This window comes from Streptomyces decoyicus (assembly GCF_019880305.1).
Taxonomy (GTDB): domain Bacteria; phylum Actinomycetota; class Actinomycetes; order Streptomycetales; family Streptomycetaceae; genus Streptomyces; species Streptomyces decoyicus.
Window position 1 is genome coordinate 2194163 of sequence record NZ_CP082301.1, and the last position, 23617, is coordinate 2217779.

Below are 23617 nucleotides of genomic sequence, written 5' to 3' on the forward strand. Positions count from 1 at the left end.
ACGAGCATCACGGTATGCGCGCGCACGGAGGGATCACTGCCACCGCGACGAGCCGCTGCCGCCGCGGGGCCGCGAGCGGGGGTTCCGCGGAGGGGTGGGCCGACGTCACGGGACGCTGCCGCAGCGCTCCCCCGCCCCCTCCCCCTCTCCCCCTTCGGGGGAGGGGGCGGGGGTGGGTTCGGGGGTGGGGGGGCGAGCAGGCGGTCAGACGACCGCCGTGCCCCCTGGCAACCCGGCGCCGGTACGGGGCCGACGCGTCAGCGCGCGGACCCCGGTCGCCATCGCATGCCGTTGATCTGTCCCGGCTCGGACCCGATGTGATACCTGACCCTGCGCCCGTGGACCCGCCGTGCGGGCGCCCGGCAGCCGCGGTGCCATGGCGGCAGCGCGCAGCGCTTCGTCGGCTCCGCGCGGCGCCGGGCGACGGGCGGGAATCCCCGGCCGAGCGCCGGGCGGGGGACACGGGCGGACCCCGTCGCGGCGCGCACGCCGACCGGGCCCGGGTGCGGAACCCGGGCCTGGCAGCGGATGCCTGCGGCGGTGGCGGTCATGTCGGTGTGTGCCGTCCCCGGCCGCTCAGGACCGGCCGTGCCGGATCGCGGGGTGGGAGCCCGCGGCGACCAGGTCGGCGACCGCGGTCCTGGGGTCCTTGCCGGTCACCAGCGACTCGCCGACCAGCACCGCGTCCGCGCCGTCGTTGGCGTACGCGATCAGGTCGTGCGGCCCGCGGACACCGGACTCGGCGATCTTGACGATGTGGTCGGGGATCTCGGGGGCGATCCGGGCGAAGTTGCCGCGGTCGACCTCGAGGGTCTTCAGGTTGCGGGCGTTGACGCCGATGATCTTGGCGCCGGCGTCCACCGCGCGGGCGACCTCTTCCTCGTCGTGCACCTCGACCAGCGGCGTCAGCCCGATCGACTCGGCCCGCTCGATCAGCGAGACCAGGGCCTCCTGCTCCAGCGCGGAGACGATCAGCAGCGCGAGGTCGGCGCCGTAGGCACGGGCCTCCCACAGCTGGTAGGCGGTGACGATGAAGTCCTTGCGCAGGACCGGGATGTCGACCTTGGCGCGGACGGCCTCCAGGTCGGCCAGCGAACCGCCGAACTTGCGCTGCTCGGTCAGGACGGAGATGACCGCCGCGCCGCCCGCCTCGTAATCGGCGGCCAGACCGGCCGGGTCGGCGATCGCGGCGAGCGCGCCCTTGGAGGGGCTGGAGCGCTTGACCTCGCAGATCACCGTGACGCTCTCGCCCTTCAGCGCCGCGACGCCGTCCTTGGCGGGACGCGCCTTCTGGGCCCGCTCCTTGAGCTCGTCGAGGCCGACGCGCGCCTGCCGCTCTGCGAGGTCGGCACGGACGCCGTCGATGATCTCGTCGAGCACACTCACGCGAGCGGCCTCCTTCTTGAGCGGTGGAGGTGGACAGTGGCCTGTGGGACAAGCTGTCCCATCCGGCACTCCGATGGTATCCGCCATAGGAGGCAGGTCTCACATCCGGTGGACCGCGGTCCCACGACCTGGACATCTTCGGGTCGCGTGCGGGGCCGCGCAGCCGAACCGGACAGCCGGCGCCTCACGGTGCCAGACCGCTGCCGAAGGGGAGATTGCGTACGACGGTGAAGACGAGCAGCAGGCCGCCCAGCGCCCACCAGTGGACGGCTCGCGGCCGCGGGCCCGCCGTCCGGCGGCCGCGTACCGCACGGCTCACCCAGACCGCCCAGAAGACCGCACAGGCGGCGTATCCGGCCACGGCGAGGGCATTGGCGCCCAGCGCCGCGGCGAGATCGCCGTGGGCGACGGCATGGGCGCTGCGCAGCCCGCCGCAGGCCGGGCAGAAGAGGCCCGTGAGGTGCAGCAGCGGGCACACCGGGTAGTGGCCGGGCTCGTTCGGGTCGACGGCACCGAGCCGGCCGAAGGCGGCGATGGCGGCGGCCAGGACGCCCAGGGGTGCCGCGAGGCGGCGCGGCAGGCCGCCGTGGAGTGGGGCTTCGGGCCGGGGCCGCGCCACGGGTTCGCTCACGTGCCGATTGTGCGGCCGCACGCGCAAAGGCGCAGCTTCTCGGCCGCCGTACGGAACGGGCACGGACGGCGGGTACGGCACCACGGGTGCGTACGGGCCGGGAAGCAGCGCCTTCGAGGGGTGCCACGAGGGTGGCGCCGGAGCACGGCGCCACGGGGAGCGGGAGCTCAGCCCTCCTGCGGCTGTGCCTGCGCCTGGGGACGCGGCTTGGCCGCGCGCTTGGGCTCCGAGCCCAGACCGGCCACGCGCATCAGACCGCCCACGACGGCACCGAGGCCGATCAGCGCCATCCCGGCCCAGAAGCCGGGCACATTCGCCAGCACGATGAAGGCTCCGGCGACGCAGAAGCCGATGAACGAGATGATGACGCCGGTCCAGGCGGCGGGGGTGTGTCCGTGGCCACTGCTCGACATGAATGCTCCTCGATGCTCTGTCCGCGCCGGGTCCGGGCGCGATGATCCTCGTCGGCCATTGTCACCGATGCCGGGCGGAGCACCGTTACCGGGTGGGGTCCTCACCGCGGTCCAGGGACTTCCAGATCTCCTCCGGGCGGTCCAGGTCCGGTGCGGGCGGAGCACGCCGCGGGCCGCGGGCGCCGCCGGGCGTGCGCTCGTACCGGCCCGACATTGCAGGCCAGTGGCGCCCGTGGACCAGCGCCAGCAGACCGGCGATCAGCAGCAGCAGACCGCCGGCCGCGGCCACCCACGGCCAGCCGGTGTGCGTGACGTGATGCACATCGGCTCCGGTCAGGCCGACCGCGGTGGCCGCCTTCTCGCGCAGCGCCGAGGTGTCGGAGTTGCCCCGCACCGCGGCGGCGACGATGCCCGCCCCGCTGAGCGTGAGCAGACCGGCGACCGCGAGCCGGCCGGCCCGGCGCACCGCGAAGACGGCGACCAGCGCGGCCAGGCCGACGACGGCCAGGGCACCGGGCACACCGGTCACATCCGCGCCGGTCACGCTGCGCGGCAGCTCGCCCTGGGCCAGCACCGCGGTGCCCTCGGCCCAGGTGCGGCCGGAGGCCAGCAGTGCCAGGGCGGCACCGGCCGCGCCGGCCAGCAGCGCCAGGGCGAGACTGCGTTTCGCGCCGGGCGCGGGCCCGGCCGGCGGGGGCACGGACTCGACCGAGGGCTCGGTCTCGGCAGGGGTCTGGGGTACGGCAGTCACGCGTACCACTATCGCGCACCGGCCGCCGGGGACCGGCGCGCGGGGTGGGGAGGGGCTACCTGCCCAGGTGGTTCGCGGTGTTGACGGCGCGCAGCACCGCGGCCGCCTTGTTGCGGCACTCGGTGTCCTCGGCCACCGGGTCGGAGTCGGCGACCACCCCGGCGCCCGCCTGGACGTAGGCGGTGCCGTTCCGGAGCAGGGCCGTGCGGATCGCGATGGCGGTGTCGGAGTCGCCGGCGAAGTCGAGGTAGCCCACACAGCCGCCGTACAGACCGCGCCGGGTCGGCTCCAGCTCCTCGATGATCTGGAGGGCGCGCGGCTTGGGGGCGCCGGAGAGCGTGCCCGCGGGGAAGCAGGCGGTGAGCACGTCGAAGGCGGTACGGCCCTCGGCCACCTGGCCGGTGACCGTCGAGACGATGTGCATCACGTGGCTGTAGCGCTCGACGGACATGAAGTCGACGACCTCGACGCTGCCCGGTTCGCAGACCCGGCCCAGGTCGTTGCGGCCCAGGTCGACCAGCATCAGATGTTCGGCGCGCTCCTTGGGGTCGGCCATCAGCTCGTCGGCCAGGGCCTGGTCCTCCTGGACGGAGGCGCCGCGCGGGCGGGTGCCGGCGATGGGGTGGACCATGGCCCGGCCGCCCTCGACCTTCACGAGCGCCTCCGGGCTGGAGCCGACGACGTCGAAGGCGCCGCCTTCCGGCCCGTTGCCCCCCTCGAAGCGGAAGAGGTACATGTACGGGCTCGGGTTGGTGGCCCGCAGCACCCGGTAGACGTCCAGCGCGCTCGCCGTGCACGGGGTCTCGAAGCGCTGGGAGGGCACGACCTGGAACGCCTCGCCGGCCCGGATGCGCTCCTTGATGTCGACGACGGCGTCCTGGTAGGCGCTGCCGCCCCATTTGACGGTGTACGGCGGGACCTCGGAGGGCGGCAGCGCGGCGGCACTGGCGGCCGCGGGCCGGGCGAGGTCGTCGGCCATGGTGTCCAGGCGGGCCACCGCGTCCGCGTAGGCCTCGTCGATGCCGGTGTCGAGGTCGTTGTGGTTGATCGCGTTGGCGATCAGCAGGACCGTGCCGTTCCAGTGGTCGAGGACGGCGAGGTCGGAGGTGAGCAGCATGGTGAGCTCGGGCAGCCGGAGGTCGTCCTCGGTCTGCTCGCCGACCTTCTCCAGGCGGCGCACGATGTCGTAGCCCAGGTAGCCGACCATGCCGCCGGTGAACGGCGGCAGCCCCTCGCCCTCGATCAGGTCCCGGGGAGTGTGCAGCGCCTCGACGGTGGCGCGCAGCGCGGCGAGCGGGTCGCCGCCGGTGGGCATGCCGACGGGCGGGGTGCCGAGCCAGTGCGCCTGCCCGTCGCGGGTGGTGAGGGTGGCGGCGCTGCGGACGCCGATGAAGGAGTAGCGCGACCACGTCCGGCCGTTCTCGGCGGACTCCAGGAGGAAGGTGCCGGGGCGTTCGGCTGCGAGTTTGCGGTAGAGCCCGACCGGTGTGTCGCCGTCCGCGAGCAGGCGCCGGGTGACGGGGATGACCCGCCGGTCCTTGGCGAGGGTGCGGAAGGTGTCGAGGTCCGGAGTGGCGGTGCCGGTGGTTCCCGTGGTCATGGCAGCGGAGCCTACTGGTCCTGGGGAGCCTCGGTGGCCAGCACATCCGCATCGAAGCAGGTGCGGTCGCCGGTGTGGCAGGCGGCGCCGACCTGGTCGACCCGGACCAGGAGGGTGTCGGCGTCACAGTCCAGGGCCACCGACTTGACGTGCTGGACGTGGCCGGAGGTGTCGCCCTTGACCCAGTACTCCTGGCGGCTGCGGGACCAGTACGTGCAGCGGCCGGTGGTGAGGGTGCGGTGCAGGGCCTCGTCGTCCATCCAGCCGAGCATCAGCACCTCGCCGGTGTCGTACTGCTGGGCGATGGCCGGGACCAGGCCGTCGGCGCCGCGCTTGAGGCGGGCGGCGATGGCGGGGTCCAGGGCGGGGGTGGTGTCCGGAGTGGCGGCGCGGCTGCTCATGGTCTCCATTGTGCCGTGCGGCATCCTGCACCCATGCATCATCAGCAGCCGCCCGTGCCACCGCCGCCGGACCCGGACCGCGCCGCGCGGGTCGCGGCGCGGGTGCTGGCGGCGGTGTTCGTGGCGGCGGTGGTGGTGGCCGTGGTGGTCGTGGTGGTGGTGTTCCACTTGTAAGGCGAAGGGCGGAGCGGGCTCACACCCCCAGCTTCGCCGCCATCAGCCTCTCGATCGCGTCCTTGTCGCCGTCCAGCTCCACATCGGCGGCCTCCTGCCGGCCGAAGGCGAACATCGTCAGCTCGCCCGGCTCGCCGACGACCGTGACCACCGGGGTGCCGCGGTGGGCCACCGCCGTCCGCCCGTCCGGCCGCCGCAGCACCAGGCCCACCGGCGCCTTACGGCCCAGCACCCGGGCCATCTTCTCGATCCTGGACCACAGGGCGTCCGCGAACACGGGGTCCAGCGCGCGCGGGGCCCAGTCCGGCTGGGCGCGCCGTACGTCCTCGGCGTGGACGTAGAACTCGACGGTGTTGGACGCCTCGTCGACCTGCTTCAGCGCGAACGGCGACATCCGCGGCGGGCCGGTCCGGATCAGCCGGATCAGCTCCTCGTACGGCCGGCCGGCGAACTCCTTCTGCACCCGCTCCAGCCGTGCGGCCAGCGGCTTGACGAGGATCCCGCCGGCCGCGTCGGCGCGCCGCTCGCGCACCACCACATGCGCGGCCAGCTCCCGTGCGGTCCAGTCCTCACACAGCGTCGGCGCCTCGGGGCCGGCGCTCTCCAACAGGTCGGCGAGTAGGAGCCGTTCACGCTTCGCATGGGTCGACATGCGGCCAGCCTACGACCGGCCGTGGCCCCCTGCCACGGGGCCGCGCCCCTGATCGGCCGCTCTCCTCCGTCTGCCGGGCCGTATCCGCTCAGGGCCCGCCCGGCTCCAGGTGGTCCATCAGGATGCGCTCCAGCTCCCGGGCGGCGCGCGGCGGGGAGACGTCGCCCCGGTGGGCGACGGACACCACACGGTGCATCCCGGGTGTCGAGAAACGGGTGACGCGCAGGCCGGAGCGTTCGGCGACCATGCTGGGGACCACGGCGATGCCCAGCCCGGCCCGGACGAAGCCGAGGACCGCGTCCATCTCGCCGCCCTCGACGGTGAAGGTGGGCTCGAAGCCGGCCGCGCGGCATGCCGCGGTGGTGAATTCCCGCAGGTCGTAGCCGCGGCGGAACATGGCCAGCGGCCGGCCTCGGAGGTCCTCGACCCGGATGCGGGTGCGCCGGCCGACGGGGGCGGGGCGGTCGGGGGCGGAGACCACGACGAGTTCCTCGCGCAGCAGGTCGGAGGTGACCAGGGCGGGGGCCTGGACCGGGAGCGGGGTGATGATCAGCGCCAGGTCCAGCGCCCCGTCGGCCAGCGCCCGGACGAGGTCCTGCGAGCCGTCCTCGGTGACGATCAGCTCCACGCCCGGATACGTGGTGTGGAAGGCCCGCAGGACGTCGGGGACGAGGCTGGCGCAGAGGCTGGGCGGGGCGCCGAGACGCAGCCGGCCGCGGCGCAGCCGGGCGACCTCCTGGACCTCGCGGCGGGCGGTCTCGGCATCGGCGAGGATGCGCCGGGCGAGCGGCAGCAGGGTCTCCCCGGCGTCGGTGAGGGTGATGTGGCCTCGGGCGCGGTGGAACAGCTCCGCGCCCAACTCGCGTTCCAGCGACCGGATCTGCTGGGAGAGGGAGGGCTGGGCGACATGTTCGCGCTCGGCGGCGCGGGTGAAGTGCCGGGTGTCGGCCACGGCGGTGAAGTAGCGGAGCTGCTGCAACTGCATAACAGGAATGCTAAGCGGTGGTGATAGGCCCTGCCTATGGAGATGAGCCGGACCATGTCTTGGACTGATGGGAGGCACGGTCCTTACCGTCGGGACCCATGGCACTGGACACACGGACGGACCGACGGCCGTCCTTCGCGGGCCTCCTGTGGCGCTCGACCGTCGGAAAGAAGACGGCGATGGCCGTCAGCGGCATCGTGATGCTGCTGTATCTGGTCGTCCATATGCTGGGCAATCTCAAGATCTTCTTCGGGGCGGCGGACTTCGACGCCTACGCCGCCTGGCTGCGCACCATCGGCGAGCCGTTCCTGCACCACGAGTGGTTCCTGTGGATCGCACGGGTGGTGCTCCTCGCCGCGGTGGTGGTGCATGCGGTGGCCGCCTACCAGCTCAGCCGGCGGGACATCGCCGCCCGGCCCACCCGCTATGCCCGCCCGTCGCCCGGCCACCGCCCCCGGCCGAGGCCCCGCGCCGGCTACGCGACCCGGACGATGCGCTGGGGCGGTGTCATCCTCGGCCTGTTCATCGTGTGGCACATCCTGGACCTGACGACGCTGACGGTGAATCCGCGCGCCGAGGCCGGCCACCCCTACGCGAACGTGGTGGCGACCTTCTCCACCTGGTACGGCAACACCGTCTACCTCGTGGCGATGCTCGCCCTCGGCCTGCACATCCGGCACGGCTTCTGGAGCGCCGCGCAGACGCTGGGAGCGGGCCGGCCCGGCCGCGACCGGACCCTCAAGACCCTGGCGAACACCCTCGCCGCCGCCCTGACCCTGGGCTTCATCGCCGTCCCCGTCTCCGTGCTGACCGGAGTAGTGAACTGACATGACTTCGACCGACAGGACGCCGTACGGCAGCTACGCCGACTACACGGCCGGTGCGCCGATCGCCGACGCGGCGGCCCCCGACGGGCCGATCGCCGAGCGCTGGGACCGCCGCCGTTTCGAGGCCGGGCTCGTCAACCCGGCCAACCGCCGCAAGCACACCGTCATCGTCGTGGGGACCGGGCTCGCGGGCGGCGCGGCCGGTGCCACCCTCGCCGAACAGGGCTACCACGTAGAGCAGTTCTGCTACCAGGACTCCCCACGCCGCGCCCACTCCATCGCCGCCCAGGGCGGGATCAACGCCGCCAAGAACTACCGCAACGACGGCGACTCCATCCACCGGCTCTTCTACGACACCGTCAAGGGCGGCGACTTCCGCGCCCGGGAGTCCAATGTGCACCGGCTGGCGCAGATCTCCGTCGAGATCATCGACCAGTGCGTGGCCCAGGGCGTGCCGTTCGCCCGCGAGTACGGCGGCCTGCTCGACACCCGCTCCTTCGGCGGCGTCCAGGTCTCCCGTACGTTCTACGCCCGCGGCCAGACGGGGCAGCAGCTGCTGCTCGGTGCCTACCAGGCGCTCTCCCGGCAGATCGCGGCCGGCAGCGTACGGCTGCACGCCCGTACCGAGATGCTCGATCTGATCGTCGTCGACGGCCGGGCCCGCGGCATCGTCGCCCGCGATCTGGTCACCGGCCGGATCGAGAGCCACCTCGCGGACGCGGTGGTGCTGGCGTCCGGCGGCTACGGCAACGTCTTCTATCTGTCGACGAACGCCATGAACTCCAACGCCACCGCCGTCTGGCGGGCCCACCGGCGCGGCGCGTACTTCGCCAACCCCTGCTTCACCCAGATCCACCCCACCTGCATCCCGCGCACCGGCGACCACCAGTCGAAGCTGACGCTGATGAGCGAGTCGCTGCGCAACGACGGCCGGATCTGGGTCCCGAAGGCCAAGGGCGATACCCGCCCGCCCGCCCAGATACCCGAGGACGAGCGCGACTACTACCTGGAGCGCCTCTACCCGTCCTTCGGCAATCTGGTCCCCCGCGACATCGCCTCCCGCGCCGCCAAGAACGTCTGCGACGAGGGCCGCGGCGTCGGCCCCGGCGGCCAGGGCGTGTACCTCGACTTCGCCGACGCCGTCGCCCGGATGGGCAGGGCCGCGGTCGAGGAGAAGTACGGCAACCTCTTCGACATGTACGCGCGGATCACCGCGGAGAACCCGTACGAGGCGCCGATGCGGATCTACCCCGCCGTGCACTACACGATGGGCGGCCTGTGGGTCGACTACGACCTCCGGACCACCGTCCCGGGCCTGTTCGCCATCGGTGAGGCCAACTTCTCCGACCACGGCGCCAACCGCCTCGGCGCCTCCGCCCTGATGCAGGGCCTCGCCGACGGCTACTTCGTCCTCCCGTCGACCATCAACGACTACCTGGCCCGCCATCCGCATCACGACACGCTCACGGCCGAGCACCCCGTCGTAGAGGAAGCGCTGGCCGAGACCGAGGACCGGCTGAACCTGCTGCTGGCCGTCGACGGAGATCGCACCCCCGACTCCTTCCACCGCGAGATCGGCGCACTCATGTGGGAGTACTGCGGGATGGCCCGCACCGAGGCGGGGCTGCGCAAGGCCCTCGACCGGATTCCGCAGATCCGCGACGAGTTCTGGCGCCGCATCAAGGTGCCCGGCACCGGTGCGGAGTTCAACCAGTCCCTGGAGAAGGCCAACCGCGTCGTCGACTACCTGGAGCTCGCCGAGCTGATGTGCCTCGACGCACTGCACCGCGCCGAGTCCTGCGGCGGCCACTTCCGCGTGGAGTCGCAGACCCCGGACGGCGAGGCGGCCCGCCGGGACGACGCGTTCTCCTACGCGGCCGCCTGGGAGTTCACCGGCACCGGCGCGGCCCCCACCCTGCACAAGGAAGACCTGGTCTTCGAGTACGTCCACCCCACCCAGCGGAGCTACGCATGAAGCTCACCCTGCGCATCTGGCGCCAGAAGAACGCCGACGCCCCCGGCGCCCTGTCCACGTACGAGGTGGACGGCATCTCGCAGGACATGTCGTTCCTGGAGATGCTCGACACCCTCAACGAGGAACTCCTCCTGGGCGGCGACGATCCGGTCGCCTTCGACCACGACTGCCGCGAGGGCATCTGCGGCGCCTGTTCGCTCGTCATCAACGGCGAGGCGCACGGCCCCGAGCGCACCACCACCTGCCAGCTGCACATGCGGTCCTTCCGGGACGGCGACACCCTCGACATCGAGCCCTGGCGCGCCGCCGCCTTCCCCGTCGTCAAGGACCTCGTCGTCGACCGCTCCGCCTTCGACCGCATCATCCAGTCCGGCGGCTACATCAGCGCCCCCACCGGCGCCGCCCCCGAGGCGCACGCCACCGCCGTGCCCAAGCCGGCCGCCGACGCCGCCTTCGAACACGCCGAGTGCATCGGTTGCGGCGCCTGCGTGGCGGCCTGCCCCAACGGCTCGGCGATGCTCTTCACCGCAGCCAAGGTCGTCCACCTCAACTCCCTTCCCCAGGGCGCCCCGGAGCGGGAGAGCCGCGTCCTGGACATGATGGGACAGATGGACGCGGAGGGGTTCGGCGGGTGCACGAACACGGGGGAGTGCGCGACGGCCTGCCCCAAGGGGATTCCGCTGTTCAGCATCTCCACGATGAACCGTGAGTTCGTCCGGGCGGCACGGAAGGGGCGCTGAGACGGGAGGGACGCCGAGGCGGAAACATCGCCGAGACGGCAGGAACGCCGGGTCAGACCGCGGCGGTTCCGATGAGCCCTTCCCGGGTGACGAGCGCGGCCAGCTCCGCCTCGCTCCTCCCCGCGGTGCCCTCGGGCCGCCGGGGCAGGACCATATAGCGGCTCTCCGCACTGGAGTCCCACACCGTGATCGCGGTGCCGTCCGGCAGCTCCAGCCCGAACTCGGCCAGCACGGCCCGCGGTTCGCGCACCACCCGCGAGCGGTAGGCCTCGCTCTTGTACCAGGACGGCGACGGCCCCAGCAGCCCGATCGGATAGCAGGAGCACAGCGTGCACACGAGGACGTGGTGCGTCGTGGCGGTGTTCTCGACGACCTTGAGCCGCTGCTCCTGGATACCGCCCGCCATCGAGAGCCCCACCTCGGGCAGCGCCGCATTCGCATCGGCCAGCAGCCGCCGCCGGAACCCCTCGTCGGTCCAGGCCCGCGCCACGATCCGCGCCCCGTTGACCGGCGAGGCCCCCTTCAGCATCGTGGCGAGCGCCTGGTCCAGCTGCTCCTCGCCGACCACTCCGGCCTCGATCAGCCGCTCCTCCAGCCGCCTGACCCGCGCCGCCACCGGCACACTCGTGTGCTCGCCGCTCATGCCCCGTCCTTCCGCACCCGCTCGATGTACGACTCCCAGAGGTCGACCGTCACCTCGTGACCGCCCTCGCCCCACAGATCGCCCGCCGCGAAGGCCACGGTGTAGACGGGCTCCACCCGCGGCTCGGCGACCCCCGCCGCGCTCTCGTCCGCGAGCGCCCAGCGCCCCTGGCACTCGACGATCCGCCCCACCTGTCCGCGCACATACCGCGGCACCCGCGTATGCCCCACCGGATCGACGGTGCGTACCCGTACCCGCTCCCCCGCCCGGAACTCAGCCCTCACCGAGCAGCCCCCGTTCGGCCAGCAGCGTCTCGATCGCGTGCAGCCACCGTTCGTAGTACGACGCCGCCAGATACTCCTGCGGGGCCATCCGCTCGACGGCGTCCCGGAACTCGTCGAGCCGGTAGACCCCGTTCCGCACCAACGCGGAGTTCAGCGCGAACACCCGCGCCTCCCAGTCGGCATGGAACGGCGGCTCGTCCGCCTCGATCTCCAGAGCGCCGAACCCGGACTGGCCACCCACATCGTTGACACGGCTCATGGGGCGAGCCTAAGGGCTGCCGGCCCGGTCTCCGTGGATCAGCCTGCGGAGACCGGGGAGACACCCCCCGAGGGCGCGAGGGCGTCAGCGCACCGGGTGCCCCGCCCCCCGGAGGGTTTCCTTGACCTGGCCGATGCGCAGATCGCCGAAGTGGAAGACGGAGGCGGCCAGGACCGCGTCGGCGCCGGCGTCGACGGCCGGGGCGAAGTGGTCCAGCTTGCCGGCCCCGCCGGAGGCGATCACCGGGACGGTGACGTGCTTGCGGACGGCCTCGATCATCTCGACGTCGTAGCCGTCCTTGGTGCCGTCGGCGTCCATGGAGTTGAGGAGGATCTCCCCGGCGCCCAGTTCGGCGGCGCGGTGGGCCCATTCCACGGCGTCGATGCCCGTGCCACGGCGGCCGCCGTGGGTGGTGACCTCGTATCCGGACGGGGTCCCGGCGTCGGTGCGGCGGGCGTCGACCGAGAGGACCAGGACCTGGCTGCCGAAGCGTTCGGCGATCTCGCGGATCACGTCGGGGCGGGCGATGGCGGCGGTGTTGACGCCGACCTTGTCCGCGCCGGCCCGCAGCAGCTTGTCGACGTCCTCGGGGGTGCGGACGCCACCGCCGACCGTGAGGGGGATGAAGACCTGTTCGGCGGTGCGGCGGACCACGTCGTAGGTGGTCTCGCGGTTGCCGGAGGAGGCGCTGATGTCGAGGAAGGTCAGCTCGTCGGCGCCCTCCTCACCGTAGATCTTCGCCATCTCGACGGGGTCGCCGGCGTCCCGCAGGTTCTTGAAGTTGACGCCCTTGACGACCCGGCCGTTGTCGACGTCCAGGCAAGGGATGACTCGGACCGCCAGGGTCATGTCGGTTCAGGCTCCTTCGGGGGTGCCGGGGTCGCGCCCCGGGAGGCTCACGTCTCGGAATGCTTCGATTTCCACTTCCACCAGGACGCGGGAGTCGACGAAGCCGGATACCACGACGAGGGTCGAGGCGGGCGGCGCGGCCTCGAACAGCTCCCGGTGGGCGCGGCCGGCCGCATCCACATCGCGCAGGTGGGTGAGGTACATACGGGTGCGCAGGACCGCTTCGGCGCCGAGGCCGAAGGGCCGCAGCGCCGCCAGCGCGTTGGTGAAGGCGGCCTTGGTCTGTACGTAGGGGTCGCCCTCACCCTGAAGGACGCCGTCGACCAGTGGCATCGTGCCGGCGACCAGGACGCGGTCGCCGGCCGCCACGGCGCGTGCGAAGCCGATCTTCTCTTCCCAGGGACTGTCGGTCCGTACGCGCTCGATGGTCATCATGCGGCCTTCCGTTCGCCGTTACGACACTGCTGCCAGCGCCTCTTCGAGGGTGAACGCCTTCGCATAGAGCGCCTTGCCGACGATCGCGCCCTCGACACCTTCCGGAACCAGCGTGGCCAGCACCCGCAGGTCGTCGAGCGAGGAGACACCGCCGGAGGCGATGACGGGCCGGTCGGTGGCCGCGCAGACGTTCTTGAGCAGCTCGACGTTGGGGCCCTGGAGGGTGCCGTCCTTGTTGATGTCGGTGACGACGTAGCGGGCGCAGCCCTCGGCGTCGAGGCGGGCCAGCGTCTCGTAGAGGTCGCCGCCGTCGCGGGTCCAGCCGCGGCCGCGCAGCGTCGTACCGCGCACGTCCAGGCCGACCGCGATCTTGTCGCCGTGCTCGGCGATGACCTTGGCGACCCACTCGGGGGTCTCCAGCGCGGCGGTGCCGAGGTTGACCCGGCGGCAGCCGGTGGCCAGGGCCGCGGCGAGCGTGTCGTCGTCGCGGATACCGCCGGACAGCTCGACCTTGATGTCCATGGACCGGGCGACCTCGGCGATCTGCGCCCGGTTGTCACCGGTGCCGAACGCCGCGTCGAGGTCGACGAGGTGCAGCCATTCGGCGCCGGCCCGCTGCCAGGCGAGGGCCGCCTCCAGCGGGTCGCCGTAGGAGGTCTCGGAGCCGGACTCGCCGTGCACGAGGCGGACGGCCTGGCCGTCGCGGACATCGACGGCGGGGAGGAGTTCGAGCTTCGATGCGTTCGGCATTACAGGGTCTCGATCCAATTGGTCAGGAGCTGGGCACCGGCGTCGCCGGACTTCTCGGGGTGGAACTGGGTGGCCCACAGCGGGCCGTTCTCGACCGCGGCCACGAACCGCTCGCCGTGCGTGGCCCAGGTGACCTTCGGCGCGGCGATGTGCGGGTTGCCGACCTCCAGCTCCCAGTCGTGCACCGCGTAGGAGTGCACGAAGTAGTAGCGGGCGTCGGCGGGCTGTCCGGCGAAGAGCCGCGAGCCCTCGGGGGCGTCGACGGTGTTCCAGCCCATGTGCGGGACGACCTCGGCCTTGAGCGGGCCGACCGTGCCGGGCCACTCGTCGAGGCCCTCGGTCTCGACGCCGTGCTCGATGCCGCGGCCGAAGAGGACCTGCATACCGACGCAGATGCCCATGACGGGGCGTCCGCCGGACAGCCGGCGGCCGATGAGCCACTCGCCGCGGGCCTCCTTGAGCCCGGCCATGCAGGCGGCGAACGCGCCGACGCCGGGGACCAGCAGCCCGTCGGCGTTCATCGCCCGGTCGAAGTCACGGGTGATCTCCACATCGGCGCCGACGTGCGCCAGGGCACGCTCGGCGGAGCGGACGTTCCCGAAGCCGTAGTCGAAGACGACGACCTTCTTGCGGGATGCCGGGGCGGTCAATTCCATACCTCCAGCCGCAGTACGCCGGCGACCAGACACAGCGCCGAACCGAGGGACAGCAACACGATCAGGCCCTTGGGCAGCTGCTGCTTCCAGAACGAGTAGACACCGCCGAGAAGGAAGAGCCCGAGCAGGATGAAGACGGTGGAAAGGCCGTTCACTGCATCCTCCGGTTCTCCCCCAGACTCCGTCCGGGGGCACCCCCATCTCCGCCCGCGCGGCGCTGAGGTGCGGGCATCGTGGTCGTCTGCGGCCCGGCGGCCGCGCGTGCGTCGCTCACAGGGCTACAGGGCTCCCTTGGTGGAAGGGATGATCCCGGCCGCGCGGGGGTCGCGCTCGCTGGCGTAGCGCAGGGCGCGGGCCAGCGCCTTGAACTGGCACTCCACGATGTGGTGGGCGTTGCGGCCGTACGGGACGTGGATGTGCAGCGCTATCTGGGCCTGGGCGACGAACGACTCGAAGATGTGCCGGGTCATCGTGGTGTCGTAGGAGCCGATCATCGGCGCCATGTTCTCCGGCTCGGTGTGCACCAGGTAGGGGCGGCCGGAGAGGTCGACGGTCACCTGGGCGAGCGACTCGTCCAGCGGGACGGTGCAGTTGCCGAAGCGGTAGATCCCGGACTTGTCGCCGAGGGCCTGCTTGAAGGCGGCGCCCAGCGCGAGCGCGGTGTCCTCGATGGTGTGGTGGGTGTCGATGTGCAGGTCGCCGTCGGTCTTGACCTTCAGGTCGAACAGACCGTGCCGGCCGAGCTGGTCGAGCATGTGGTCGTAGAAGCCGACACCGGTCGAGACCTCCACCTCGCCCCTGCCGTCGAGGTCGATCTCGACGAGCACGGACGTTTCCTTGGTCGTGCGCTCCACGCGTCCTACGCGGGTCATCGCTTGCTCTCCTTCAGTACTGCGCGAACCGCGTCGAGGAACGCGTCGTTCTCGGCCGGGGTGCCGGCGGTGACCCGCAGCCAGCCCGGTACGCCGTTGTCACGGACCAGCACGCCGTGGTCGAGGATCGCCTGCCAGGTGGCGTGCGCATCGTCGAAGAGGCCGAACTGCACGAAGTTGGCGTCGGAGGCGACGACCTGGCAGCCGGTCGCCCGCAGCTCGGTGACCAGGCGGTCCCGCTCGGTCTTGAGCTGCTCGACGTACTTCAAAAGCGTGTCGGTGTGCTCCAGCGCGGCGAGCGCGGTGGCCTGGGTGACGGACGAGAGGTGATACGGGAGCCGGACCAGCTGCACCGCGTCGACCACGGCGGGGTCGGCGGCGAGGTAGCCCAGCCGCAGGCCGGCGGCACCGAAGGCCTTGGACATGGTGCGGGAGACGACCAGATTCGGCCGGCCCTCGATCAGCGGCAGCAGCGAGGGGTGGTGGCTGAACTCGCCGTAGGCCTCGTCGACCACGACCAGGGCGCCGGCACCGTCGGCACGGGCCGCCTGCGCCGCTTCGTACAGCGCGAGCACCGTCGCTTCGCCGACGGCGGTGCCGGTGGGGTTGTTCGGCGAGCAGATGAAGACCACGTCGGGCCGCTGCTCGGCGATGGTCCGCTTCGCCGCCTCGACGTCGATGGTGAAGTCGTCGTTGCGCGGGCCGGAGATCCAGCCGGTGCCCGTGCCGCGGGAGATCAGCCCGTGCATCGAGTACGAGGGCTCGAAGCCGATGGCGCTGCGGCCGGGTCCGCCGAAGGTCTGGAGCAGCTGCTGGATGACCTCGTTGGAGCCGTTGGCGGCCCAGACCTGGGTGGCGGCGACCTCGTGTCCTGCGGTGCGGGTGAGGTAGCGGGCCAGCTCGGTGCGCAGCTCGACCGCGTCCCGGTCGGGGTAGCGGTTGAGCTGCCGGGCGGCCTCGGTCACCCGCTCGGCGATCCGCCGGACCAGCGGCTCGGGCAGCGGGTAGGGGTTCTCGTTGGTGTTCAGGCGCACCGGGACGTCCAGCTGCGGTGCGCCGTAGGGGGACTTGCCGCGCAGCTCGTCCCGGATGGGGAGATCGTCAATACGGGTCACGTGCCTGCTCACTTGCTCTGCGGGACCTTCCATTCGAACCTGGCCTTCAGCGCGGCGCCGTGGGCCGGGAGGTCCTCGGCCTCGGCGAGGGTCACCACATGGTGGGCGACCTCCGCCAGTGCATCGCGGGAGTAGTCCACGACATGGATGCCGCGCAGGAAGGACTGCACGGAAAGGCCCGAGGAGTGGCAGGCGCAGCCGCCGGTGGGCAGGACGTGGTTGGAGCCGGCGCAGTAGTCGCCGAGGGACACCGGGGCGTAGGCGCCGACGAAGACCGCGCCGGCGTTGCGGACCCGGGCGGCGACGGCGGAGGCGTCGGCGGTCTGGATCTCGAGGTGTTCGGCGCCGTAGGCGTCCACGACCTTGAGGCCCTCGTCGATGCCGTCGACGAGAACGACGGCGGACTGCTGTCCGGCCAGCGCCTCGGTGATCCGCTCGATGTGCTTGGTGGCCGCCACCTGCCGCTTGAGCGCGTCCTCGACGGCGTCGGCGAGCTCGGTGGAGTCGGTGACCAGGACGGCGGCGGCGAGGGTGTCGTGCTCGGCCTGGCTGATCAGGTCGGCGGCGACGTGCTCGGGGTCGGCGGTGGCGTCCGCCAGCACCGCGATCTCGGTCGGTCCGGCCTCGGCGTCGATGCCGATACGGCCCTTGAGCAGGCGCTTGGCGGAGGCGACGTAGATGTTGCCGGGGCCCGTGACGAGGTTGACCGGCAGGCACTCCTCGGTGCCGTAGGCGAACATCGCGATGGCCTGGGCACCGCCGGCGGCGTAGACCTCGTCGACGCCGAGCAGGGCGCAGGCGGCGAGGATCGTCGGGTGCGGCCGGCCGCCGAACTCCTTCTGCGGCGGGGAGGTGACGGCGATGCCCGTGACACCGGCTTCCTGCGCCGGGACGACGTTCATGACGACGGAGGACGGGTAGACCGCCAGGCCGCCGGGGACATAGAGGCCCACCCGCTCGACGGGCACCCAGCGTTCGGTGACCGTGCCGCCGGGGACGACCTTGGTCGTGACGTCGGTGCGGCGCTGTTCGCGGTGGACGATCCGGGCGCGCCGGATGGACTCCTCCAGGGCGGCCCGGACGGCTGGGTCCAGCTCCGCGAGCGCGCTCTGCAAGGCCTCGGCGGGCACCCGTACGCGCTCGATCTCGACGCCGTCGAACCGCCGCGCGTAATCGATCAGCGCCGCGGTGCCGCGATGGCGTACGTCCTCGCAGATCGGCCGCACCTTCTCCAGGGCGGCTTCCACGTCGAACTCGGCACGGGGCAGCAGGTCGCGCAGGGCGCCGCCCTCGGGGAGGGCGTCACCGCGCAGATCGATTCGGGAGATCACCCTCCCAGTGTCTCAGACCCGCTCCTGGGCCCGAGCGGCCGTATCACTCAGTGATACACAGCGGCACACGCTCCGGACACGCCGTCACCAGGCCGCCGGAAGTTGACCGGAGTTGGCCCTGACCACGCGTGTTCAAGCAGTCACGGGGCGGGCAAGGGCCACGTGACGGCGTACGGGGACACCTGTGGGACGCATCACGACCCGTGCATGAAATGCGTCCGAACAGGTTGCGACACACCACGGGAGAGCAAGGGGGATCCACAGTGACCGAGCCCGGGGACGGCGACGCGCCCGCCGACCTTCAGCTGACATCGGCGGAATGGAGCATGTGGCAGGCCTTCCGCAACGGCAGCACCTGCGATCTGCACATCGGCGATCCGGCCCGCGACGATCCGCACGGGCAGCATCTGTGGGGCCCGGAGCGCCGGGTGCGGGCCCGGGTCGTGGCGCTGCTGCTGCTCGACGGGCCGCCCCCGCAGCCCGGCCGGGTCTCCGCGCTCAAGATCACCGGTGCGTACATCACGGACACTCTCGACGTTGCGGGCGGCACGATCAAGCCATTCGTCGAACTGCGGGACTGCCGCTTCGAGGCCGAGGTGGTGCTGCCGGAGAGCCGGTTCACCACGCTGCGGCTGGTGAACTGTGCGATACCCCGGGTGGAGGCGGCCCGGCTGCACACCGAGGGCGATCTCCATCTGCCGCGCTGTGTGGTGCACTCCGGCATCCGGCTCACCGACGCGCACATCGGCACGGACCTGATGCTCAATCAGACCGTGGTGCACAAGGACCGCCAAGGCCGGTCGATCATGGCGGACGGGATGACCGTCGCCCAGGATCTCCAGGCCGAGATGATGGAGTCCTACGGCGAGCTGTCGCTGCGCGGCGCCACCATCGGCGTGTCGCTGAGCCTGCGCGGCAGCCGGCTGAGCAATCCGTTCGGCCGCCGGGCGCTGAACGCCCCGCAGCTCACCGTCGAGCGCACCCTCTATCTGACCGCCGCGGGCCTGGCCAACTCCCCGTTCTCCAGCAGCGCCACTCCCCCGTACGGCGTCGCGCACACCCCCTCGCGCGGCACGCGTATGCAGCGCTTCGAGTGCGAGGGCGGGATGCGGCTCGACGACGGGCGGTTCGGCGACGCGGTCGACTTCGAGCACGCCCGGTTCATCATGGAGTCCGACCAGGAGCTGTCGCTGCGCCGTATCCAGACGCCCGAGCTGCGGTTCCTCGGCGAGCGGCCGCAGCGCGGCCGGGTGATCCTCTCCGGCGCCCGGGTCGTCAATCTCGTCGACAAGTCGGCGAGCTGGCCGGGGCTCGGCGGGCTGTGGATGGCCGGCTTCGCCTACGAGACGCTGATCCCGCGCGGCCACTTCCCGCTCTCGCTGCGGCTTCAGTGGGTGGCCGCGGCGACCCCCGAGTACGCGCCCGAGCCGTACGAGATGCTCGCCACCTCGCTGCGCACCACCGGTGAGGACTCCGATGCCCGCGAGGTGCTGCTGGCCAAGCAGCGGCGGCGGCGCGAGACACTGCCGCTGGCGGCCAAGGCCTGGGGATTCCTTCAGGACTGGACGGTGGCCTACGGCTACCGCCCGGGGCGGGCCGCGGTGTGGATGGGCATCCTGTGGGCGATCGGGACGATCTACTTCTCGGTGTCCCCGCCGCCGCCGCTGAAGCCGGGCGAGGCGCCGCCCTGGAATGCGTATCTCTACTCCCTGGACCTGCTGCTGCCGGTGATCGACCTCAATCAGGGCGCCGCCTGGAAGCCGGGCGGCGGTGCGCAGTGGGCGGCCGCCATCCTGATCCTGGCGGGCTGGGTGCTCGCCACGACGGTCGCGGCCGGCGCGTCCCGGCTGCTGCGACGGCAATAGCGGGGGTACGGGTGGTGGCCCCGGCCGCCACAGGCTCTAGGCTTACGGGCTGTGACCTCCGTGCGCCTACCGCTCTTCCCGCTGAACTCGGTGTTGTTCCCGGGACTCGTGCTCCCGCTGAACGTCTTCGAAGCGCGGTACCGGGCGATGATGCGCGATCTGAGCGCGGTGCCCGAGGACGACCGGCGCTTCGCGGTGATCGCGATCCGGGACGGCCGGGAGGTCGCCGCCACCGCACAGGGCATGCCGGACGCCACCCTGCCGGCCGCGGAAGGTCCCGCGGCGGGCTTCGGTGACGATCCGATGCGGGCGTTCCACGCCGTGGGCTGCATCGCCGACGCGGCGACCATCCGGGAGAAGTCCTCCGACGACGACACCGGCTACGAGGTCCTCGCCACCGGCACCACCCGCTTCCGGCTGCTGTCCGTGGACGCCTCGGGCCCGTATCTGACCGGCGAGCTCGAGGAGCTGGAGGACGGCGAGGGAGAGGGCGCGGGCGCGCTCGCCTCGGGCGTCGTCCGGGCCTTCCGTACGTACCAGAAGCGGCTGGCCTGGGCGAACGAGCGGACCCTGTCGAGCGGGCAGGACCTGCCGGCCGACCCTTCGGTGCTCTCGTACCTCGTCGCCGCGGCGGCCGTGCTGGACGTCCCCGCCAAGCAGCGGCTGCTGGAGGCGCCGGACACCGCGTCCCGGCTCGGGCAGGAGCTGAAACTGCTTCGCCAGGAATCGGCGCTGCTCGGTAAGCTCCCGTCGCTGCCGGCCGTGGATCTGACCCGGCAGCCGACCAGCCCCAACTGAACCGCCCGGCCCCCACGACCGGCCCCACTGACGCGAGGCACGAAGACGGTGGCGAAGAAGTCCAAGAAGTCCGGCGGCACCCCGGCGACGGTCGCCCTCACCGCGGCCGGCGTCCCCTTCACCACACACTCCTACGAGCACGACCCGGCCGCACCGTCGTACGGCGAGGAGGCCGCCGAGGCCCTCGGTGTCGCGCCGGACCAGGTGTTCAAGACACTGCTGGCGGACGTCGACGGCACCCTGACGGTCGCCGTCGTCCCGGTGTCGGGGTCCTTGGACCTCAAGGCGCTGGCGGCCGCGGTGGGCGGCAAGCGGGCCACGATGGCCGACCCGGCCGCGGCCGAGCGCAGCACGGGCTACGTCCGGGGCGGGATCTCGCCGCTGGGGCAGCGCAAGCGGCTGCGCACGGTCGTGGACGCCTCGGCCGAGGGCCGGCCGACGGTCTGTGTCTCGGCGGGGCGGCGGGGGCTGGAGGTCGAGCTGTCGCCGGAGGACCTGGTGGCCCTCACGGGCGCGCACCTCGCGCCGATCGCCCGCGGCTGAACGCACCGCGGGACGGCCGGTGGACCGGCCGCCCCGGAGATACACGCCGGTCAGTCCGTGGCGGGCGGCTGCTGGGCGTGGGGGTCGCCGGGCCAGTGCGGTGGCTCCGGCTCCGGGTCACGCGGCCCGAACAGCCCGGTCAGCGCCAGCTGGGTGAGCATCGCGGCGATCGGCCAGGCCAGCAGCGCGCCCTTGGCCTGGAGCCGCAGCGGGCCGTTGAAGGTCACACCGGGGCCGACCTGCTTGGCGTGCGCGGCCACGTCCGGCGTGGGGCCCAGCCACATACCCGTCACCCAGCCCAGCACCGCACCGAGCAGCCCGCCCACGACCAGCGCCACGACCAGCGGAATCCCGCCCCGGCGGCGGAAGAGGAAGACTGCGGCGGCGGTGAGCACACCGAATCCGAGGGACAGCAGGACGAAGGTGCCGTCCGCGCCGATCGCCTCCTCGCCCTCGGTGTTCTTGAGGTAGACGTTGCGGGTGTCCGAGATCAGCGGGGTATGCGGCGCGAGCCAGTTCCACAGCACGCCGAGCAGCACGCCGCTCACCGCGACCACGAGCGCGATCAGCGCGCCCTCGCGCAGCTCGCGGGCCAGCTCGGGGCCGCCGAGGCCGCCGAGGTCGGCGACGGGCGCGGCCTCGGGGTGCTGCGGCTCTTCGGGCGGTTGGTTGTCGGGTGGCGTCAGCGGTGCGATCACCCCGTCATCGTGCCAGGTGGGGCTGGTGTGACCCGAAGCAGGACGGCCGTTCGGTGTGGTGGAATCCGTCATCGGGTCGCCGCCCGGCGGTAGGCCCAGGTGGCGACCGCCAGCGAGAGCACTCCGACGGCCGCGCAGACGCCCAGGTCGGCGCCGACCGCGACCCAGTCGGGATGGGGGTCGAAGCTGCGCGCCAGTGCCTCCACCCCGTAGGTCGAGGGCAGCAGATCGCGGGCCCAGCCGATCACCGACGGCATCCGTTCGGCCGGCAGCACTCCCAGCAGCAGCGCCGCCGACATGCCCAACTGGCCGCAGAGCGTGGCGAGTTCGGGACGCGGGGCGAGCAGGCCAAGGGCCGCGCCGAGGCCGGCCAGCGCCGCCCCGGCGAGCGGGAGCACGGCGGCCAGCACCCACAGATGGGCCATCGGCAGCTGGAAGAGCACACAGCCGGTGACCGCGGTGACCACCGTCCCGGGCACGGTGAACGAGGCGTACGCGGCGGCCGCGCCGAGCACCACGGCGGCCGGCGGCACCGGCAGCGTCGCGTAGTGGTCGAGCCCGCCGCCGGCCCTCAGCTGTCCGAAGTACTGGGCGAGGAGATTGAGCGCCACGAAGGCGACGACCAGCACGCTGGAGCCGGACACCACGGAACGGGCCGCCTCGCCGCCGTCGACCACCCCGCGCAGCAGGACCATGATCCCGACGGACTGGAAGGTGGCGACGAACAGCAACGGGATCCGGGCGACCCGGGCCCGGGAGAGCTGGGCGCGGTAGACGGCGCCCAGGGCGGGCACCAGACGGGCGCGCGGCGCCAGCGGGGCGGCCTCCTCGGGCCCTGCCCCGGCGTCCGGGGCCACCCCGGCCACCGCCTGCGCGGGAACCACACTCACGCTGTCACCAAGCCTTCCTCGCTGCCCCCGTGGTCCTTCATACGTCCGCCGTACCGGCGCCCGTTCACGCCTTGACCAGTCCCTCCGACCGGCCGCCCAGGGCCAGGTACACATCCTCCAGGCTGGGCGTGGCCAGCGTGAAGTCGTCCAGGGCCGCGAAGGCGGGGCCCGCGGTGACCGCGGCGACCGCGGAGCGGGCCCGGTCGGCGGGGAGCCGGAGGGTCCAGCGGCGGCCGGAGGTGTGCGCGTCGGCTTCGAGGGCGGCGACCTCCGGCACCTCCAGCGGCGGGCGGTCGCGCCACACCAGCTCCAGCCGGACCTCCTCGCTCACCATTTCCTTCAGCCCGCCGGGCGTGTCGCAGGCGATGACCCGGCCCCGGTCGATGACCGCGACCCGGTCGAGCACGCTCTCGGCCTCCAGCACGTTATGCGTCACCAGCACCACCGTGGCGCCGCGCTCGGCCCGGCGCCGGTCCACCGCGGCCCACACGGCACGGCGCGCGACCGGGTCCATACCGGTGGTCGGCTCGTCCAGCACCAGCAGCGGCCGCTCGCCGATCAGCGCGGTGGCCAGACAGGCCAGCCGCCGCTGCCCGCCGGACAGCTTCTTCAGCGGCCGCCCCGTGATGTCCCCGAGCCCCAGCTCGCCGATCACCGCGTCCCGCTCGGCGCGCGCCTCGCGGGCACCGAGGCCGCGCAGCCGTCCGGTGGTCTCCACGGCCAGCGCGACCGTCATCTCGTCCAGGGCGGTGGACTCCTGGCCCAGGTAGCCGAGCAGCCGGGCGGCCCGCTCCGGGTGGCGCACCAGGTCGTGGCCGAGCACGCGGACGCTGCCGGAGTCCGGGCGCAGCAGTCCGGTCAGCTGGCGGACCAGCGTGGACTTGCCGGCGCCGTTGGGCCCGAGCAGCCCGAAGATCTCTCCGCGGTGCACATCCAGGGTGATGCCGTCGTTGGCGCGTACGGCGGCCGCCCGTGCCGCCCCGCGGCGCCCGCGCAGCGCGGGGTACGTCTTGACCAGGTCCTGTACGGCACACACCGGCACGCCGCGCTCCACCTGTTTTGCGCCCGTCCTCACGAGCTATGAGGGTACGCGT

At 72.6% G+C, this 23617-nt stretch carries 30 protein-coding genes; 7 read left to right on the forward strand and 23 right to left on the reverse strand.

What is annotated here, in order from left to right:
- Positions 1-257: 257 nt before the first annotated feature.
- The 7 genes from trpM to hisI form a co-directional block, all read right to left on the reverse strand.
- On the reverse strand, positions 258-551 hold the full coding sequence (gene trpM / locus K7C20_RS39440; RefSeq protein ID WP_107083464.1) for a tryptophan biosynthesis modulator TrpM: 294 nt from the start codon (positions 549-551) through the stop codon (positions 258-260).
- 25 nt (positions 552-576) lie between these two features.
- Positions 577-1386 carry an indole-3-glycerol phosphate synthase TrpC gene (gene trpC / locus K7C20_RS09620; RefSeq protein WP_030088821.1) on the reverse strand — a complete coding sequence of 270 codons (810 nt, stop codon included), beginning with the start codon at positions 1384-1386 and terminating at the stop codon, positions 577-579.
- Positions 1387-1570: 184 nt separating this feature from the next.
- Positions 1571-2017 carry a DUF2752 domain-containing protein gene (locus K7C20_RS09625; RefSeq protein ID WP_030088819.1) on the reverse strand — a complete coding sequence of 149 codons (447 nt, stop codon included), beginning with the start codon at positions 2015-2017 and terminating at the stop codon, positions 1571-1573.
- A gap of 167 nt (positions 2018-2184) precedes the next feature.
- A complete protein-coding gene (locus tag K7C20_RS09630) occupies positions 2185-2430 on the reverse strand; it encodes an HGxxPAAW family protein (protein WP_030088817.1) in 246 nt (81 codons plus the stop codon).
- An 85-nt stretch (positions 2431-2515) separates the two neighbouring features.
- Positions 2516-3181, reverse strand: a complete 666-nt coding sequence (locus K7C20_RS09635) for a TIGR02234 family membrane protein (protein ID WP_053209745.1) — start codon at positions 3179-3181, stop codon at positions 2516-2518.
- Between the two features lie 55 nt (positions 3182-3236).
- Entirely contained in the window at positions 3237-4781 is a 1545-nt protein-coding gene (locus K7C20_RS09640; RefSeq protein ID WP_053209744.1) for an anthranilate synthase component I, read from the reverse strand.
- A gap of 11 nt (positions 4782-4792) precedes the next feature.
- Positions 4793-5182 carry a phosphoribosyl-AMP cyclohydrolase gene (gene hisI / locus K7C20_RS09645; protein WP_030088813.1) on the reverse strand — a complete coding sequence of 130 codons (390 nt, stop codon included), beginning with the start codon at positions 5180-5182 and terminating at the stop codon, positions 4793-4795.
- A 33-nt stretch (positions 5183-5215) separates the two neighbouring features.
- Here hisI and K7C20_RS09650 point away from each other — a divergent pair, with 33 nt between their 5' ends.
- A complete protein-coding gene (locus K7C20_RS09650; RefSeq protein ID WP_160328757.1) occupies positions 5216-5356 on the forward strand; it encodes a hypothetical protein in 141 nt (46 codons plus the stop codon).
- Positions 5357-5375: 19 nt separating this feature from the next.
- Here K7C20_RS09650 and K7C20_RS09655 read toward each other — a convergent pair whose 3' ends face one another.
- Positions 5376-6008: a TIGR03085 family metal-binding protein gene (locus K7C20_RS09655; protein ID WP_030088811.1), complete on the reverse strand. Its 633-nt coding sequence runs from the start codon at positions 6006-6008 to the stop codon at positions 5376-5378.
- A gap of 88 nt (positions 6009-6096) precedes the next feature.
- A complete protein-coding gene (locus K7C20_RS09660; RefSeq protein ID WP_030088809.1) occupies positions 6097-6993 on the reverse strand; it encodes a LysR family transcriptional regulator in 897 nt (298 codons plus the stop codon).
- Between the two features lie 98 nt (positions 6994-7091).
- Between K7C20_RS09660 and K7C20_RS09665 the strand changes: the two genes are divergently transcribed.
- The 3 genes from K7C20_RS09665 to K7C20_RS09675 are packed head-to-tail and all read left to right on the forward strand — an operon-like array spanning position 7092 to position 10535.
- Positions 7092-7820, forward strand: a complete 729-nt coding sequence (locus K7C20_RS09665) for a succinate dehydrogenase cytochrome b subunit (RefSeq protein WP_030088807.1) — start codon at positions 7092-7094, stop codon at positions 7818-7820.
- A gap of 1 nt (position 7821) precedes the next feature.
- Positions 7822-9795, forward strand: a complete 1974-nt coding sequence (locus K7C20_RS09670; protein ID WP_053209743.1) for a fumarate reductase/succinate dehydrogenase flavoprotein subunit — start codon at positions 7822-7824, stop codon at positions 9793-9795.
- Entirely contained in the window at positions 9792-10535 is a 744-nt protein-coding gene (locus K7C20_RS09675) for a succinate dehydrogenase/fumarate reductase iron-sulfur subunit (protein WP_030085956.1), read from the forward strand. Before K7C20_RS09670 ends, K7C20_RS09675 begins: the two co-directional genes overlap by 4 nt.
- Positions 10536-10587: 52 nt before the next feature.
- Here the strand turns inward: K7C20_RS09675 and K7C20_RS09680 are convergent, their stop codons facing one another.
- The 11 genes from K7C20_RS09680 to hisD all read right to left on the reverse strand — a co-directional run bounded on the left by K7C20_RS09680 (position 10588) and on the right by hisD (position 17729).
- Positions 10588-11178 carry a nitrile hydratase subunit alpha gene (locus tag K7C20_RS09680; RefSeq protein WP_030085954.1) on the reverse strand — a complete coding sequence of 197 codons (591 nt, stop codon included), beginning with the start codon at positions 11176-11178 and terminating at the stop codon, positions 10588-10590.
- Positions 11175-11462 carry an SH3-like domain-containing protein gene (locus tag K7C20_RS39245; protein ID WP_053209742.1) on the reverse strand — a complete coding sequence of 96 codons (288 nt, stop codon included), beginning with the start codon at positions 11460-11462 and terminating at the stop codon, positions 11175-11177. Before K7C20_RS39245 ends, K7C20_RS09680 begins: the two co-directional genes overlap by 4 nt.
- The gene (locus K7C20_RS39250; protein ID WP_030085952.1) at positions 11452-11721 is read right to left on the reverse strand and encodes an SH3-like domain-containing protein; all 270 of its coding nucleotides are present in this window, start codon (positions 11719-11721) and stop codon (positions 11452-11454) included. The genes K7C20_RS39245 and K7C20_RS39250 overlap by 11 nt, the downstream gene beginning before the upstream one ends.
- Positions 11722-11805: 84 nt before the next feature.
- The gene (hisF, locus tag K7C20_RS09695) at positions 11806-12570 is read right to left on the reverse strand and encodes an imidazole glycerol phosphate synthase subunit HisF (protein ID WP_030085950.1); all 765 of its coding nucleotides are present in this window, start codon (positions 12568-12570) and stop codon (positions 11806-11808) included.
- 6 nt (positions 12571-12576) lie between these two features.
- A complete protein-coding gene (locus K7C20_RS09700; RefSeq protein ID WP_048829992.1) occupies positions 12577-13002 on the reverse strand; it encodes a Rid family hydrolase in 426 nt (141 codons plus the stop codon).
- A 21-nt stretch (positions 13003-13023) separates the two neighbouring features.
- Positions 13024-13755, reverse strand: a complete 732-nt coding sequence (gene priA / locus K7C20_RS09705) for a bifunctional 1-(5-phosphoribosyl)-5-((5-phosphoribosylamino)methylideneamino)imidazole-4-carboxamide isomerase/phosphoribosylanthranilate isomerase PriA (RefSeq protein ID WP_030085942.1) — start codon at positions 13753-13755, stop codon at positions 13024-13026.
- Complete coding sequence (gene hisH / locus K7C20_RS09710; protein WP_030085940.1) at positions 13755-14411, reverse strand: imidazole glycerol phosphate synthase subunit HisH; 657 nt, start codon at positions 14409-14411, stop codon at positions 13755-13757. Before hisH ends, priA begins: the two co-directional genes overlap by 1 nt.
- Entirely contained in the window at positions 14402-14566 is a 165-nt protein-coding gene (locus K7C20_RS09715; RefSeq protein ID WP_030085938.1) for a hypothetical protein, read from the reverse strand. The genes hisH and K7C20_RS09715 overlap by 10 nt, the downstream gene beginning before the upstream one ends.
- A gap of 123 nt (positions 14567-14689) precedes the next feature.
- Positions 14690-15283 (reverse strand): imidazoleglycerol-phosphate dehydratase HisB, encoded by a 594-nt coding sequence (gene hisB, locus K7C20_RS09720; protein ID WP_030085936.1) that lies wholly within the window; start codon positions 15281-15283, stop codon positions 14690-14692.
- Positions 15280-16398: a histidinol-phosphate transaminase gene (locus K7C20_RS09725; protein WP_053209741.1), complete on the reverse strand. Its 1119-nt coding sequence runs from the start codon at positions 16396-16398 to the stop codon at positions 15280-15282. The genes hisB and K7C20_RS09725 overlap by 4 nt, the downstream gene beginning before the upstream one ends.
- A gap of 8 nt (positions 16399-16406) precedes the next feature.
- Positions 16407-17729 (reverse strand): histidinol dehydrogenase, encoded by a 1323-nt coding sequence (gene hisD, locus K7C20_RS09730; protein WP_053209740.1) that lies wholly within the window; start codon positions 17727-17729, stop codon positions 16407-16409.
- Between the two features lie 263 nt (positions 17730-17992).
- Between hisD and K7C20_RS09735 the strand changes: the two genes are divergently transcribed.
- The 3 genes from K7C20_RS09735 to ybaK are packed head-to-tail and all read left to right on the forward strand — an operon-like array spanning position 17993 to position 20935.
- Positions 17993-19594, forward strand: coding sequence for a hypothetical protein (locus K7C20_RS09735; protein ID WP_053209739.1), 1602 nt, complete (start codon positions 17993-17995; stop codon positions 19592-19594).
- A gap of 51 nt (positions 19595-19645) precedes the next feature.
- On the forward strand, positions 19646-20392 hold the full coding sequence (locus K7C20_RS09740; protein WP_030085927.1) for an LON peptidase substrate-binding domain-containing protein: 747 nt from the start codon (positions 19646-19648) through the stop codon (positions 20390-20392).
- A 48-nt stretch (positions 20393-20440) separates the two neighbouring features.
- The gene (gene ybaK / locus K7C20_RS09745) at positions 20441-20935 is read left to right on the forward strand and encodes a Cys-tRNA(Pro) deacylase (protein WP_030085925.1); all 495 of its coding nucleotides are present in this window, start codon (positions 20441-20443) and stop codon (positions 20933-20935) included.
- A 50-nt stretch (positions 20936-20985) separates the two neighbouring features.
- Here the strand turns inward: ybaK and K7C20_RS09750 are convergent, their stop codons facing one another.
- The 3 genes from K7C20_RS09750 to K7C20_RS09760 all read right to left on the reverse strand — a co-directional run bounded on the left by K7C20_RS09750 (position 20986) and on the right by K7C20_RS09760 (position 23598).
- Positions 20986-21633, reverse strand: a complete 648-nt coding sequence (locus K7C20_RS09750) for an ABC transporter permease (protein ID WP_048829983.1) — start codon at positions 21631-21633, stop codon at positions 20986-20988.
- A 68-nt stretch (positions 21634-21701) separates the two neighbouring features.
- On the reverse strand, positions 21702-22523 hold the full coding sequence (locus K7C20_RS09755; RefSeq protein ID WP_053209738.1) for an ABC transporter permease: 822 nt from the start codon (positions 22521-22523) through the stop codon (positions 21702-21704).
- A gap of 64 nt (positions 22524-22587) precedes the next feature.
- Positions 22588-23598 carry an ABC transporter ATP-binding protein gene (locus K7C20_RS09760; protein ID WP_400847755.1) on the reverse strand — a complete coding sequence of 337 codons (1011 nt, stop codon included), beginning with the start codon at positions 23596-23598 and terminating at the stop codon, positions 22588-22590.
- Between the last annotated feature and the right edge of the window lie 19 nt (positions 23599-23617).

Excerpts from the sequence above, each read along its gene's own strand:
- trpM (WP_107083464.1), bottom strand. The coding sequence starts at position 551 with ATGACCGCCACCGCCGCAGGCATCCGCTGCCAGGCCCGGGTTCCGCAC.
- K7C20_RS09630 (WP_030088817.1), bottom strand. The coding sequence starts at position 2,430 with ATGTCGAGCAGTGGCCACGGACACACCCCCGCCGCCTGGACCGGCGTC.
- K7C20_RS09640 (WP_053209744.1), bottom strand. The coding sequence starts at position 4,781 with ATGACCACGGGAACCACCGGCACCGCCACTCCGGACCTCGACACCTTC.
- hisI (WP_030088813.1), bottom strand. The coding sequence starts at position 5,182 with ATGAGCAGCCGCGCCGCCACTCCGGACACCACCCCCGCCCTGGACCCC.
- K7C20_RS09650 (WP_160328757.1), top strand. The coding sequence starts at position 5,216 with ATGCATCATCAGCAGCCGCCCGTGCCACCGCCGCCGGACCCGGACCGC.
- K7C20_RS09655 (WP_030088811.1), bottom strand. The coding sequence starts at position 6,008 with ATGTCGACCCATGCGAAGCGTGAACGGCTCCTACTCGCCGACCTGTTG.
- K7C20_RS09660 (WP_030088809.1), bottom strand. The coding sequence starts at position 6,993 with ATGCAGTTGCAGCAGCTCCGCTACTTCACCGCCGTGGCCGACACCCGG.
- K7C20_RS09665 (WP_030088807.1), top strand. The coding sequence starts at position 7,092 with ATGGCACTGGACACACGGACGGACCGACGGCCGTCCTTCGCGGGCCTC.
- K7C20_RS09670 (WP_053209743.1), top strand. The coding sequence starts at position 7,822 with ATGACTTCGACCGACAGGACGCCGTACGGCAGCTACGCCGACTACACG.
- K7C20_RS09675 (WP_030085956.1), top strand. The coding sequence starts at position 9,792 with ATGAAGCTCACCCTGCGCATCTGGCGCCAGAAGAACGCCGACGCCCCC.
- K7C20_RS09680 (WP_030085954.1), bottom strand. The coding sequence starts at position 11,178 with ATGAGCGGCGAGCACACGAGTGTGCCGGTGGCGGCGCGGGTCAGGCGG.
- K7C20_RS39250 (WP_030085952.1), bottom strand. The coding sequence starts at position 11,721 with ATGAGCCGTGTCAACGATGTGGGTGGCCAGTCCGGGTTCGGCGCTCTG.
- hisF (WP_030085950.1), bottom strand. The coding sequence starts at position 12,570 with ATGACCCTGGCGGTCCGAGTCATCCCTTGCCTGGACGTCGACAACGGC.
- K7C20_RS09700 (WP_048829992.1), bottom strand. The coding sequence starts at position 13,002 with ATGACCATCGAGCGCGTACGGACCGACAGTCCCTGGGAAGAGAAGATC.
- priA (WP_030085942.1), bottom strand. The coding sequence starts at position 13,755 with ATGCCGAACGCATCGAAGCTCGAACTCCTCCCCGCCGTCGATGTCCGC.
- hisH (WP_030085940.1), bottom strand. The coding sequence starts at position 14,411 with ATGGAATTGACCGCCCCGGCATCCCGCAAGAAGGTCGTCGTCTTCGAC.
- hisB (WP_030085936.1), bottom strand. The coding sequence starts at position 15,283 with ATGACCCGCGTAGGACGCGTGGAGCGCACGACCAAGGAAACGTCCGTG.